This is a genomic window from Nitratireductor pacificus pht-3B (genome assembly GCF_000300335.1).
GTDB lineage: Bacteria > Pseudomonadota > Alphaproteobacteria > Rhizobiales > Rhizobiaceae > Nitratireductor > Nitratireductor pacificus.
The window spans coordinates 48834-61332 of sequence record NZ_AMRM01000004.1; the positions used below are offsets into that span (position 1 = coordinate 48834).

General features: G+C 66.6%; 9 protein-coding genes and 1 pseudogene. All 10 read right to left on the bottom strand.

Annotation, left to right across the window (positions count from 1 at the left end):
- Positions 1 to 27: 27 nt before the first annotated feature.
- The 10 genes and pseudogenes from NA2_RS04490 to NA2_RS04535 all read right to left on the bottom strand — a co-directional run bounded on the left by NA2_RS04490 (position 28) and on the right by NA2_RS04535 (position 12477).
- On the bottom strand, positions 28 to 1026 hold the full coding sequence (locus NA2_RS04490) for an ABC transporter ATP-binding protein (RefSeq protein WP_008594661.1): 999 nt from the start codon (positions 1024 to 1026) through the stop codon (positions 28 to 30).
- Positions 1023 to 1736, bottom strand: a pseudogene (locus tag NA2_RS04495) (ABC transporter ATP-binding protein); the annotation flags it as partial. The pseudogene NA2_RS04495 and the gene NA2_RS04490, both read right to left, overlap by 4 nt.
- On the bottom strand, positions 1727 to 2293 hold the full coding sequence (locus NA2_RS04500) for an ATP-binding cassette domain-containing protein (RefSeq protein ID WP_081582607.1): 567 nt from the start codon (positions 2291 to 2293) through the stop codon (positions 1727 to 1729). The gene NA2_RS04500 and the pseudogene NA2_RS04495, both read right to left, overlap by 10 nt.
- Positions 2281 to 3498 carry an amidohydrolase/deacetylase family metallohydrolase gene (locus tag NA2_RS04505; protein ID WP_008594663.1) on the bottom strand — a complete coding sequence of 406 codons (1218 nt, stop codon included), beginning with the start codon at positions 3496 to 3498 and terminating at the stop codon, positions 2281 to 2283. Before NA2_RS04505 ends, NA2_RS04500 begins: the two co-directional genes overlap by 13 nt.
- Entirely contained in the window at positions 3498 to 4361 is an 864-nt protein-coding gene (locus NA2_RS04510) for an ABC transporter permease (RefSeq protein ID WP_040676764.1), read from the bottom strand. The genes NA2_RS04505 and NA2_RS04510 overlap by 1 nt, the downstream gene beginning before the upstream one ends.
- Positions 4361 to 5302 (bottom strand): ABC transporter permease, encoded by a 942-nt coding sequence (locus tag NA2_RS04515; RefSeq protein WP_008594668.1) that lies wholly within the window; start codon positions 5300 to 5302, stop codon positions 4361 to 4363. The genes NA2_RS04510 and NA2_RS04515 overlap by 1 nt, the downstream gene beginning before the upstream one ends.
- Positions 5303 to 5506: 204 nt before the next feature.
- Complete coding sequence (locus NA2_RS04520) at positions 5507 to 7036, bottom strand: ABC transporter substrate-binding protein (protein WP_008594670.1); 1530 nt, start codon at positions 7034 to 7036, stop codon at positions 5507 to 5509.
- A gap of 95 nt (positions 7037 to 7131) precedes the next feature.
- On the bottom strand, positions 7132 to 8709 hold the full coding sequence (locus NA2_RS04525; RefSeq protein WP_008594672.1) for a serine hydrolase domain-containing protein: 1578 nt from the start codon (positions 8707 to 8709) through the stop codon (positions 7132 to 7134).
- A gap of 83 nt (positions 8710 to 8792) precedes the next feature.
- Entirely contained in the window at positions 8793 to 10337 is a 1545-nt protein-coding gene (locus tag NA2_RS04530) for an ABC transporter substrate-binding protein (protein ID WP_008594675.1), read from the bottom strand.
- A gap of 217 nt (positions 10338 to 10554) precedes the next feature.
- Positions 10555 to 12477: a beta-N-acetylhexosaminidase gene (locus NA2_RS04535; RefSeq protein WP_008594676.1), complete on the bottom strand. Its 1923-nt coding sequence runs from the start codon at positions 12475 to 12477 to the stop codon at positions 10555 to 10557.
- Positions 12478 to 12499: the final 22 nt, after the last annotated feature.

Here is a 12499-nt window from a genome sequence, read left to right on the forward strand (position 1 = left end):
CTCCAATGATCATCTGTCTTTGTTCTGTCAGGCGGCGGCGAGTTCGCTGTGGCGGATACAGGCCACGGCATGGTTCTCGCCCACGGTTTCGGCCGGCGGCACTGCTTTGGCGCAATCCTCGATCGCATGCGGGCAGCGCGTGCGGAAGACGCAGCCGGAAGGCGGGTCGAGCGGGCTTGGAATGTCGCCGGCAAGCGGCACATGGACGCGCCGGACCGTGGGGTCGGGCACCGGCGCCGTGGCGAGCAGCGCCTTCGTGTAGGGATGGCGCGGTTCGGCGTAGACTTGGCGCGCCGGCCCGCGCTCCATGACGCGGCCGAGATACATCACCACCACCTCGTCGCAGAGATATTCGACCACGGACAGGTCGTGCGAAATGAAGAGCAGGGTCAGGCCAAGCCGCTTCTGGAGGTCGCTCAGGAGATTGAGCACCTGCGCCTGCACCGACACGTCGAGCGCGGAGACCGGTTCGTCGGCGACCACGAAGTCCGGCTCGACGGCCAGCGCCCGGGCGATGCCGATGCGCTGGCGCTGCCCGCCGGAGAACTCGTGCGGGAAACGCCGCGCATGGTCGGGCGAGAGGCCGACAAGGGTCAAAAGCTCGGCGACGCGCTCGCGCCGTTTCGCGCCGCGCGGAAAGCCGCGCGCGTCGAGCGCCTCGCCGATGATCGCATCGATGCGCATGCGCGGGTTGAGGCTCGAGAAGGGATCCTGGAAGATGATCTGCAGCCGCTGGCGATAGGCGCGCAGCTCGCGCTCCGGCAGGGCGAAGAGGTCCACCCCGTCGAACACCGCCTTGCCGGCGGTCGGCTCGATCAGACGCAGGATGGCGCGTCCGGCGGTGGTCTTGCCGGAGCCCGATTCGCCGACCAGCCCGATCGTGGTGCCGCGTCGGATCGCGAAGCTGACATCCTCGACCGCATGGACGGTGCGCCCGCCGCGCCCGGTGAAGCGCTTGGTCAGGCCCTCGATGCGGAGCAGGGGAGCCTCGGTGTCCTTGTCGTTCAGCACGGTCTCGACACTCACAGTTCGTTACTCCTCAGGCAGCGCGACAGGCGGTCCGGCCCGGCGTCCATCAGTCCCGGCGGGACGACGCTGCAGGCCTCGACCGCGTAGTCGCAGCGCGGCGCGAAGGCGCAGCCGGGCGGCAGGGCGGTGATCGGCGGCACGGAACCGGAGATGGAATAGAGCGCCTTGCGCTCGCCGCTTTCGCCGATATCGCGCTTGGCATGCGGCGTGCAGGCGAGCAGGCCCCTGGTGTAGGGATGCTTCTGGTGGGCGAACAGGTCGCCCACCGGCGCCTGCTCGACCACGCGGCCGGCATACATCACCACCACTTCGTGCGCGATCTCCGCGACGACGCCGAGATTGTGCGTGATGAACAGGATCGACATGCCGAACTGCTTCTGCAGCCGGCGCAGGAGGTCGAGGATCTGCGCCTGGATGGTGACGTCGAGCGCCGTGGTCGGCTCGTCGGCGATCAGGAGCGACGGGTTGCAGGACAGCGCCATGGCGATCATGACGCGCTGGCGCATGCCGCCGGACATCTGGTGCGGATAGTCGTCGAGACGGTTCGCCGCGTCGGGAATCTCCACATGCTGGAGCATCTCCAGCGCCCGCCTGCGCTTTTCCTGGCGCGACACCGGTTCATGCAGGGCGATCATCTCGCCGATCTGGTCGCCGACCGTGTAGAGCGGGTTGAGGCTGGTCATCGGCTCCTGGAAGATCATCGCGACGGGTTGCAGGACAGCGCCATGGCGATCATGACGCGCTGGCGCATGCCGCCGGACATCTGGTGCGGATAGTCGTCGAGACGGTTCGCCGCGTCGGGAATCTCCACATGCTGGAGCATCTCCAGCGCCCGCCTGCGCTTTTCCTGGCGCGACACCGGTTCATGCAGGGCGATCATCTCGCCGATCTGGTCGCCGACCGTGTAGAGCGGGTTGAGGCTGGTCATCGGCTCCTGGAAGATCATCGCGATCTCCCGCCCGCGCATGGCGCGGAACGCCTTCGGGGTAAGCCGCGCCAGATCGTGCACCCGCTCCTTGCGGTCGCGGAACAGGATCTCGCCGCCGGCGATGCCGCCCGGCTTCGACACCAGCCCCATGATCGACAGCGAAGTGACGGATTTGCCCGACCCGCTTTCGCCGACGACGGCCAGCGTCTCGCCGCGCTTCAGGTCGAAGGTCACCCCGTCCACCGCCTTGGCGGTGAAACGCTTGGTGGTAAACCAGGTGCGCAGGTCGCGTACCGAGAGGATCGTATCGGCTGGCAGCGTGGTCATAGCGCCCATCCGCAATGCGGACAGGAATGGATGGCGGCGCCCTCGGCCGGCTGGTAGCGGCTGGCGGCCACCGCCTCGGCGCCGAGGATGGCGTGGCGCGGCGCAAAGAGCTCGTTCAGGCGGCTGACGGCACCCTTCGAATCCTTCACCTCCAGCGTCGATTTCTCCATCTCGAAGACGGTGAACTCCGCCGGCTTGCCGACGGCGAGCAGCCCCTCATGCGGCAGGCGGATCGCCTGGCGCGGCCGCGTGGTGGAGGCGGTGACGACATCCTCCAGCTTCATGCCGAGCGACAGGAGCTTGGACATGGTCGTGGCCATGTCCCAGACCGAGCCGTCCATCGAGCGGTTGTGCAGGTCGGTCGAGATGGTGTGCGGCGGCAGGCCGCGCGACAGCGCCGCGGTCGCCACGTCGAAGGAGAAGGATGCGCCGCCATGGCCGACATCGAGCACGACGCCGCGCGCCGCCGCCTGCTCGACCAGCGTGTAGAGGTCCTCGTCCTCGAGGATCGACCCGCCGAACTTGCCGTTGAAGCAATGGGTGACGATGTCACCCTCGGTGAGCAGCGCCAGGATGTCGTCATAGAGCGGCGGCGGCTCGCCCACATGCACCATCAGCGGCAGCTTCAGCACGCGGCCGATCTTCTTGGCGATGCGCACGGGTGTCAGGTCCCAGCCGCCGGTGATGACGGCGCTGGCGCGCACCTTGAGGCCGACGATCACGTCGCGGTTCGCTTCGATGCAATGGGCGATGCGGTCGATGTCGATGGAGCGCATGTCCATCAGCTCCGACACGCGGTTGCAGGCGACGAGGCCGATCGAGCCGAGATTGAGGAAGGCGTAGATGTTCTCGCGCGCCGGCTCGATGATCAGCTCGCGCAGGCCGTGGAAATTGGCCTCTCCCGCCGAACCGGCATCGACGATGGTGGTGACGCCGCGTTCCGCGCCCGCCTGCGCCGGCTTGATGGAGATGTCCGTGCCGCCGTACCAGACATGGGCGTGCAGATCCATCCAGCCCGGCGACAGGTAGGCGCCTCCGGCGTCCACGGTGCGGACCTCCGGGCCGGCCGCGATGGAGGCGGCGATCTCGGCGATGCGTCCGTCGGCGCCGATCATGATGTCGAGCGTCTCGCCTTCCGCGATGCCGAAACCGATCATCTTCGCCTTGCGGACGAGGAGGGGGGAGGATGCGGTCTTGAACTGGTTGCCGATCATCAGATGTCCTTTGCAAGGCGTGGGTCGAGCAGGTCGCGCAGGCCGTCGCCGAGAAGCTGCAGCGCCAGCACGGTGACGACGATGGCGAGGCCGGGGAAGAGCATGATCCAGCCCGCCGTGCTCATGAATTGCCGCCCGGTGGAGATCATCGTTCCCCAGGTGGGAATGTCGGGCGAGATGCCGACCCCGAGGAAGGAGAGCCCCGCCTCGGCGAGGATCGCGTTGGCGAAGATGAAGGTCGCCTGCACCAGGAGCGGCGAGGTGACGTTGCGCAGCACGTGCCGGACGAGGATGACCGGCGTCGGCACGGCGAGCGCGCGGGCGGCCTCCACATAGGGCAGTTCGCGGATCACCAGCGTCGAGGCGCGCACAACGCGCGCCAGCCGCGGCGCGTAGACGATGCCGAGCGCCAGCACGACATTGGCCGCCGAGGGACCGAGTGCGGCCACCAGGGCGATGGCGAGCAGGATGTCGGGAAACGCCATCATGGCATCGATCAGGCGCGAGACGGGCGCGTCCGCCTTGCGGAAGAAGCCGGCGATCAGGCCGAGGAAGATGCCGATGACCGACGCGACGCCGACCACCAGGAAGCCGACCATCAGCGAGGTGCGCCCCGAATAGAGCACGCGCGAGAAGATGTCGCGGCCGAGATCGTCCGTGCCCATCAGATAGGCGCTGCCCGGCGGCGTGAGGCGGTTGACGATGGAGAGCTGTCCCGGCGCATGGGTGCTGAGCCATGGGGCAAGAAGGGCCGCCAGACTGACGACGACCAGCACCACGAGGCCGGCGAGCGCCGTCGGCCGCGACACGAGCCGCATCATGAGATTGGGCTCCTGGCCCGCTATGGAAACGGTTCCGGCCATCAGTAACGCACCCTTGGGTCGACGAGGAGATACAGCATGTCGATCAGGAAGTTCACCAGGACGTAGAGCCCGGCGACGATCAGCAGCGCCCCCTGGATAACAGGATAGTCGCGCCTCAGCACCGCCGACACGATGAGGTTTCCGACGCCGGGGAGACCGAACACGGTCTCGGTGACGATGGCGCCGGAGATGAGCAGCGCCGCGGTCAGGCCGATGACGGTGAGGATCGGGATCAGGGCGTTCTTGAGCGCGTGTTTCAACACCACCCGCCACTCGGTCATGCCCTTGGAGCGGGCCGTGCGCACATAGTCGTCATTGAGCACGTCGAGCATCGAGGCGCGCGTGAAGCGCATGATCAGCGCCGAGCTGACCACGCCCAGCGTAACCGCCGGCAGCACCAGGTGGTGCAGGCGTTCCAGCAGGGTCGTGCCGGGGCCGCCATAGCCCGACGCCGGGAACCAGCCGAAGCTGACGGCGAAGGACTGGATCAGGAGCAGGCCGAGCCAGAAGCTCGGCACGCTGGCGGCCAGCATGGCGAGCGTCGTCATCGTCTGGTCGAACAGCGAGCCGCGCCAGTAGGCCGAGGCGATGCCGACCGGCAGGGCGATGACCATGGCGATCAGCAGCGAGAAGACGGTCAGGAAGAAGGTCGGCTCGGCGCGCTGCCAGAGCGCGGTTCCGACCGACTGGCCGAGGAAGATCGACTGCCCGAGGTCGCCCTGGGCGATGCCCGCCACATACGAGCCGAACTGCTCGATCAGCGAGCCGTCGAGGCCGAGGCGCGCGCGAAGATCCTCGATGTCCTGCGCGGTCGCTTCCGGTCCGAGCATGACGGCGGCTGGGTCGCCCGGCGTGACGCGCACGATCACGAAGACGATGGTGACCACGAGGAGCATCACCGTGAGCATGCCGATCAGGCGGTTGAGTGCGGCGCGTATCATGGGCGTTTCAATCGGTTTCTTTTCTTGTTGGCGGCGTCTTCCGCCGCACATTGTATCAGTTAGCGTCGCTTTCGCCCCTCATCCCCCTGCCGGGACCTTCTCCCCGCAAACGGGGAGAAGGAGGATGACTTTGACGTGGAGGTCTCCCTCTCCCCGCACGCGGGGAGAGGGTAAGGCTGAGGGGCGAGCGCCAGCCATTTGTGGTCACTTCTCCAGCCAGGCGTTCCAGAAATAGGGCCACGGCGCGGGGCGCATGCCCTTCAGCTTCGGCGACTGGGCGCCGACGGCGTTGAAGTTGCCGACCTTGTAGGCCGGAACCTCGTCGTAGACGGCCTGCTGCACGTCCGCCCACAGTTCGGCGCGCTTCGCCGGGTCGGCTTCCGAGTTGAAGGCGGCGAGCACCTTGTGCTTGTTGTCGGAAACCCACCAGCCCGGCGAGGAGTCGGACATGATGCCGGTCAGCGACGGCTCGGGCAGGAAGGGCGAATGGGTGATGTAGATGTCCCACAGCGCCGGATCCGTGCGCCGCTGGGTCAGCGTCGCCCACTCGACCACGTCGAGCTGCACGTCGAAGCCGGCGGCTTTCAGATACTCGGCCGCCACCTGCGCCATCGTGTAGTGGAACTCGTACTGGCGCGAGGTGAGGATGCGCAGAGGCGAGCCGTCATAGCTCGATTCCGCGAGCAGTGCCTTGGCCGCCTCGGTGTCGCCGCCCGGCTTGTAGGCGTCGGTCCCCGCTTCCGTATGCCAGACATAGCTGTCCGGATACATGGCGCCCTCGGCCTTGAAGAAATCCTCCGTGCCGAAGGCGGCCATCAGCATGTCCTGCGGGGCAAGCGCCGCCTGGATCGCCTTGCGGACCTTGAGGTCGGAATTGACGCCTTCCTTGGTGTTCATGACGAACACCGGCCAGCCGAACGGCGCCAGCATGACCGGTTCGGTACGCCCGTCGACGATCCGCTGGTGGGATTCGACCGGTATGGAATCGATGTAGTCGTACTGGCCCGCCACTGCGCCTTCGACGCGCGTGTTCGGATCGGGCACCGGCGTGAAGACGATCCCGTCCGCATACTGCATGCGCCCGCCGCCATAGCCGTTCGGCTCGCCGTCGCGGCTCTTGTACTCGTCGAAGCGCACCAGATCGATGTACTGGTCGGGCTTGCGTTCCTTCATCTTGTAGGGGCCCGTGCCTACGGGTTCCTTGATCTCGTCCTCGCCGGCGATCTCGGACGGCAGGACGATGGCCGCCGAGTTGTTCAGCGAAAGCAGCGAGACCAGCGGCGCGTAGGGTTCCTTCAGCGTGATGCGCACGGTGTGGTCGTCCGCCGCCTCGATGCCGGCGATGCGCTCCGCCGTCTGCTTGCCGCGCGTGGCGATCTTCATCCAGCGCTCGAGCGAGGCGACCACGTCCTCGGCGGTCATGTCGGACCCGTCGTGGAAGGTGATGCCCTGGCGCAGCGGGATCGTGTAGACGAGCCCGTCACCGGAGACTTCCGGCAGTTCCGCGGCGAGCAGCGGCGTCGCTGCCCAGTTGGCGTCGAACGTGTAGAGCGTCTCGTACATGTGCTGCGTGATGATGCCGACCAGGTCGGCGGTGGACGTCATGGGGTCGAGCGTCGGCGGTTCGCCGATGGTCGCCACCTTGATGACGCCGCCCTTCTCCTGGGCGGTCGCCGGTGCCGTCAGGCTGAGCGCCGCGGCGCCGAGCACGAGGGCGATCTTGAAACGATGCATGACTTCTCCTCTCTCTGTTGTTCCCTTATTATGAAATTTAATTTGTTATAAGAGAATAGTACGCAATGGGTGAGAGAAGTCAAGCATCTGAGGTCTCAGCGGGCGTCGAGAACGAGGTTGCGGGTGCGGTCGCTGTTGATCACCAGCCGGTCCGGCTCGATCCGCACGGTGAACAGCCAGGGCAGCACCCAGGGCGCGAAGCGCCATTGGTCATGCGGGTCCGTCTCGGCGGGATGCGCCGTGAACAGTGTCCCGTCGCGATGTTCCAGCCGCAGGAGGCTGGCGTCGCCGGCGGAGTCCAGACGCAGCCGCCACCCGTCCCCGTTCCGCTCCAGGGTCGCGGAGAGGCCCTCGGTCGCGGAGGCATAGGCGGCCCCGTCCTTCAGCGTCTGAGGAGCGCCGGCCCCGGCCGGACGGAAAACCCTCTGGCGGGCGAAATGCTCGGTGACCACCGTGCCGTCTTTGCCGGCGGAAAGCTCGAACGGCGGCATCGACGAATGCGGCACCCAGCGGCCTTCGGGGCTTTCGACAAGCGGCGCCGACCCCATGCCCGTGGTCAGCGATTGCTGCCTGTCGCCGTCGTCGATGATGAAGATCTCGTCGCCATCCGCCTGCCGGTAGGCTCCCGGGGACAGGGCGGCGGGACGCGTGGCGGCCCTGGTGCTCCTGTCGCCGAGCACATGCGCGGCGATCTTCTCCATCAGCACCACCGGGGAGAAATCGTCGTGGTTCGACAGGATGGAGATGGCGATGTCCTGATCGGGGAAGCGCAGCGACTGGGAGCGTGAACCGGAAATCCAGCCGCCATGCCCGATGCAGCGATGTCCCGCGCAAACGGCGCTCATCAAGCCGAACCCGTAGGGTGAGGGCAGGCCGTGGATGGTCGCGCTCGGCGCTTCCATGCGGGCGATCAGCGCCGGGTCGCAGACGGTCGGCCGCGCCAGATGGCGCAGCCAGCGCAGCATGTCGTCCCCGCTGGAGACGAGGCCGCCCTCGCCGCCGATGGCGATGCCCCAGGCGGCGCGCAGCCAGCCGCCGTCCGGTCCGCGCCGGTGGTGAACGGCGAGCCGGGGCAGGATCGCGTCGTCGCGCACCATCAGGCGCGTGTCGTCCATGCCGAGCGGCCCGGTCAGCCGTTCGGCGAGCAGGGTTTCGAAGCGCTGGCCGGATACTTTCTCCAGGATCTCGGTGAGAAACAGGAAGTTCGTGTTGCTGTAGAGGAGTTCCGTGCCCGGCGCGAAGTTCAGCGCGGCGCTGCGGCTGGCCGTGCGCCGTGCGAGATCGCGCGAGGAGGGCGCGGTGATCGGCGTTCCGCCGATGATCATCATGTCGAGAATGTCGCGCAGGCCGCTGGTGTTGTTGGCCAGATGCCGGACCGTCACGCGGGCGCCGTAGTCGGGCAGGTAGTCGAGATGGTCGCGAATGTCGTCATCGAGCGAGAGAAGCCCGTCCTGCTCGAGCATCAGCGTCAGCAGCGTGGTGAACTGCTTGCTCTGCGAGGCGATGCGCGTGACGGTTCGGAAGTCCATCGGGACGGCATGCGCCAGGTCGGCCATGCCGTAGGCGCCGCGGTGAAGGTCCTCGTCGCCCCGCGCGACGGCAACGATCATCCCGGGCGATTGCGCGTTGTTCCACTCGGAGAAAAGCCCGTCGATATAGGTCGAAATGCTCATTTCGCGTCCGCCCGCCTGTTGCCGATGCCTGGAAAAGGAGCGGAGCCGCCGCGAGGACGGCTCCGCCTGAGTTGTACCGCCCGTTATTGCTTGTCGTTCAGGGAAACGTTCCAGAACGCCGGCCACGGGCTTGGCCGGAAGCCTTCCAGCGCCGGAGACTTGGCGGAGAGCGAGGCGAAATCGCCGACCTTGACGATGGGCGCCTGCTCGAAGATGAGCTTCTGGATCTCTTCCCAGTGCGCCTTGCGCTCTTCCAGGTCGCTGGTGCTGGTGAAGGCGGCCATCGCCTTCTCCTTCTCGGGCGAATCCCACCAGCCGCCGGCCGACTTCGACAGGATGAAGTTCAGCGCCGGTTCGGGCAGGAACGGGCTGTGGGTGATGAAGATCTCCCAGAGGTCAGGCTTCTTGTTGCGCTGGACGAGGGTTGCCCAGTCGACCACCTGCATGTCCACCTTGAAGCCGGCCTGTTCGAGATAGGCCTGGGCGACCAGGGCCATCTTGTAATGGAACTCGTACTGGCGCGAGGTGAGGATGCGCAGCGGCTTGCCGTCATAGCCGGCGGCGGCGAGCAGTTCCTTCGCCTTCTCTGCGTTGCCCTGGTTGTAGAGCTCCACGCCGACATCCGTCCGCCACGCGTAGTTGGCCGGATACATCGGGCCGTCGACCGCATAGAACTTGGTGTCGCCGAAGGCGGCGGCCAGCATGTCGCCGGTGTTCAGCGCGGCCTGCAGGGCCTGGCGCACGCGCATGTCGCTGAGCAGGCCTTCCTTGGTGTTCATCACGAAGATCGGCCAGCCGAAATGCTCCAGCAGCACCGGTTCGCTCTTGCCCGCCTCGAGACGCTCGTAGGATTCCACCGGCAGCGTGTCGGCGAAGGCGAACTGGCCGGCGATGGCGCCCTCGGTGCGGGTGTTGATGTCCGGCACGGGGACGAAGCGGATCTCGTCGAGATAGGCGTGCCGTGCGCCCGCGAAGCCGGAAGGCTCCTCGTCGCGCATGCTGTAGTCGTCGAAGCGGACGAGCTGGATGTACTGGTCCGGCTTGTGCTCCTGCAGCTTGTAGGGACCGGTGCCGACGAAGGTCGCCAGCGGCGTGACGCCGCCGTCCTGCGGGATCGTCTTCTCCGGAATGATGATCGCCGCCGAGTTGTTGAAGGCGAGCAGCGAGAGCAGCGGGGAATAGGGTTCCTTCAGCGTGATCTGGATTGCGTTGCCGTCGACCGCCTCGACGGAGGCGACGTTCTCGGCGACCTGCTTGCCGCGGCCCCCGACGACCATCCAGCGCTTCAGGGAGGCGACGACATCGCTGGCCGCCATCACGGAACCGTCGTGGAACTTGACGCCGTCGCGCAGCGTGATCGTATAGGTTCGCGCATCGTCGGAGATCGTCGGAAGCGACTTGGCCAGAAGCGGCGCCACGTTCCAGTCGCTGTCGAAGGTGAACAGGGTTTCGAAGATGTGCTGCGAAATCATGCCGACGATGTCGGTCGAACTGACCATGGCGTCGAGTGTCGGCGGTTCGCCGATGGTTGCGACGTCGATGACCCCGCCCTTCTCCTGGGCCGACGCGGCGGGCATGAGCCCCAGCACCGCTGCGCCGAGAAGAAAGGCAAACGTTGATGGACGCATTGCTTGTCCCCTTTTCGTAATTATGGAATAGACTTTACAATTGAAGAATAACAATGCGCCTGCTTGTGCTTGTCAAGCAACCACCGGTAAGGGCGCCAGCAGGCAAAGCGGGAGCGGCGGACCGCTCCCGTTGGGAAGGTTCAGGGAATGGCGGAGCGCCGGCTCAGGCGAAATGCCGTGCCGGCGTCCTCTCAGAACTGGGCCAGACCAATGTTTTTCAGCTCTTGGCCGATGTCGGCATCAGGTCCTGGATGGCGAGAAACCGCTCGAAATCCTTTCGCTCGGAGGCGCACCAGGCGCCCTCCGCCATGGCGGAAAGACGCGGAAAGACGAGATGGCGGAACAGTCCCGGCATGGACAGATTCTCCGACCAAAGGCAGGACTGCACACCGGCAAGTTGTGCCCTGAGCGCTTCCGGCCAGTCGCTGCCCGGATCGTAGTGGTAGGTGTCGCTGAGTTGCACGGTGCCGGCCCAGCTCGCACCGGGCTCCCACCACTCGGTCGAACGGGCGATGTCGAAATAGTAGTGCTGGGCGGGCGTGAGCACGACCTGATAGCCCTGTTCGGCGAGCGCGCGGCCGGATTTCGATTCCTTCCACGCCATCAGCAGGACGCCGTCGATCTCCAGCCCGCCGCCGAGTGCTGCTTCCTCCCATGCGGCAGTGTCGCGGCCCCGCTCGCGGAGCATCGCCTGCACGCGTTTCAGGAAATGCGACTGGAGGGTGAAGGTCTCGGCCTTGCCGTACAGCCGCTCACCCAGCGCGATGGCTTTCGGCGATCCCATCCAGGCACCGTCGGCAAGCTCGTCGCCGCCGACATGGATGTAGCGGGACGGGAACAGCTCGACCAGCGTGTCAAACACGTTGCCGAGAAAATCCCAGGTCGCTTCGACGGCCGGATTGAGCGCGTTGTTCGGAAAGTACTGTATCGAGCGGTAGATTCCGGTCTCGCCGGAATCGCGCAGTTCCGGATGCGCCTCCAGCACGCAGTGGCAATGGCCGGGGACGTCGATCTCGGGGATGATCTCGATGCCCAGGGCCGCACCGTGATCGACCAGCGCGCGGATGTCGTCGCCGGTGTAGAAACCGCCGGTCCTCTCCGCGGGCGCGCCGAGCAGTGGCGGCAGGATCTCGCCGACGCCGCGAAAGGCCGCCTTCTCCGTCAGCGCCGGCCAGCCCGGGATCTCCAGGCGCCACGCCTCGTCGTCGTTCAGATGCATGTGAAAGCGGTTCAGCTTGTTCCAGGCAAGGCAGTCGAGGAAGTCGATGATGTCCTGCATGGCGTAGAACTGGCGCGCCACGTCGAGATGGGCGCCGCGCCAGCCGAAGCGCGGACTGTCGTCGATCGTGCCGGTTTCAGGCAGCGCGAAATCGCCGGGCCTGAGCCGCGCGCCGCGCAGCATCTGCCCGAGCGTGACAAGGCCGTGGCGGAAGCCGTCCTCGCCGGCGGCGGTAAGGGTGATCCCGGCCGGAGCGAAGGCGATGCGGTAGGCTCCGTCGGGCAGGGCCGGGTCGCTTTCGGCGGCCACGGCATGCCCTTCGCCATGGCAGTAAAGCGGTTCGTCGCCGGCGAAGAGACGTGCCGCCAGCGCGCGGACGGCGGAAAACGCCTTCTGCGCCGGCAGGGGCGCATCCGCCGAGATCACCAGCGGCAGGAGAGGGTCGCGGAAGCCTTCGACATCGGCATGCAGAACCGCCGGTATGACGGAAAGCGGTTCCGCGCCTTCGGGCAGAGAATGGCGGCCGGTCGTCTCCCATCGCGGCGCGCCCGTCAGGCCGTTGCGCGTCATCGGCTCCACGGCCACCGGCACGGTCGAACCGTCTTCGAGAACCATGAAGGCGCTCTTGACGCCATAGGTGTAGTGACGCAGCACATGGCTCAGCCGGTTGGCGCGAATGACCCAGCGTTCGCCCGGCCGGAGCTGCGCGTCCTTCGGCTGCGCGAAGACGTGATAGTTCGACAGTTGCCCGCACAGCGTCGCGCCCTCGATCTCGCATTCGGGATGGATGCGGAACAGCGAGGTCGTGGCGAGTTTCGCCCCGCTGAGCGCGACGGGACCGGTGTTCTGCAGCGTCAGCTCGATCACGCCGTCCTTCTCGTTCCAATCGGAGTAAAGGCGGCAGGCGTCGTGGGTGGTCATGTTTGTCTCTCCTCCGGGAAGA

Bases quoted from the DNA above. Each gene is read 5' to 3' on its own strand.
- NA2_RS04500 (WP_081582607.1), bottom strand. From the start codon at position 2,293: ATGGGCGCTATGACCACGCTGCCAGCCGATACGATCCTCTCGGTACGC.
- NA2_RS04505 (WP_008594663.1), bottom strand. From the start codon at position 3,498: ATGATCGGCAACCAGTTCAAGACCGCATCCTCCCCCCTCCTCGTCCGC.
- NA2_RS04510 (WP_040676764.1), bottom strand. From the start codon at position 4,361: ATGGCCGGAACCGTTTCCATAGCGGGCCAGGAGCCCAATCTCATGATG.
- NA2_RS04515 (WP_008594668.1), bottom strand. From the start codon at position 5,302: ATGATACGCGCCGCACTCAACCGCCTGATCGGCATGCTCACGGTGATG.
- NA2_RS04520 (WP_008594670.1), bottom strand. From the start codon at position 7,036: ATGCATCGTTTCAAGATCGCCCTCGTGCTCGGCGCCGCGGCGCTCAGC.
- NA2_RS04525 (WP_008594672.1), bottom strand. From the start codon at position 8,709: ATGAGCATTTCGACCTATATCGACGGGCTTTTCTCCGAGTGGAACAAC.
- NA2_RS04530 (WP_008594675.1), bottom strand. From the start codon at position 10,337: ATGCGTCCATCAACGTTTGCCTTTCTTCTCGGCGCAGCGGTGCTGGGG.
- NA2_RS04535 (WP_008594676.1), bottom strand. From the start codon at position 12,477: ATGACCACCCACGACGCCTGCCGCCTTTACTCCGATTGGAACGAGAAG.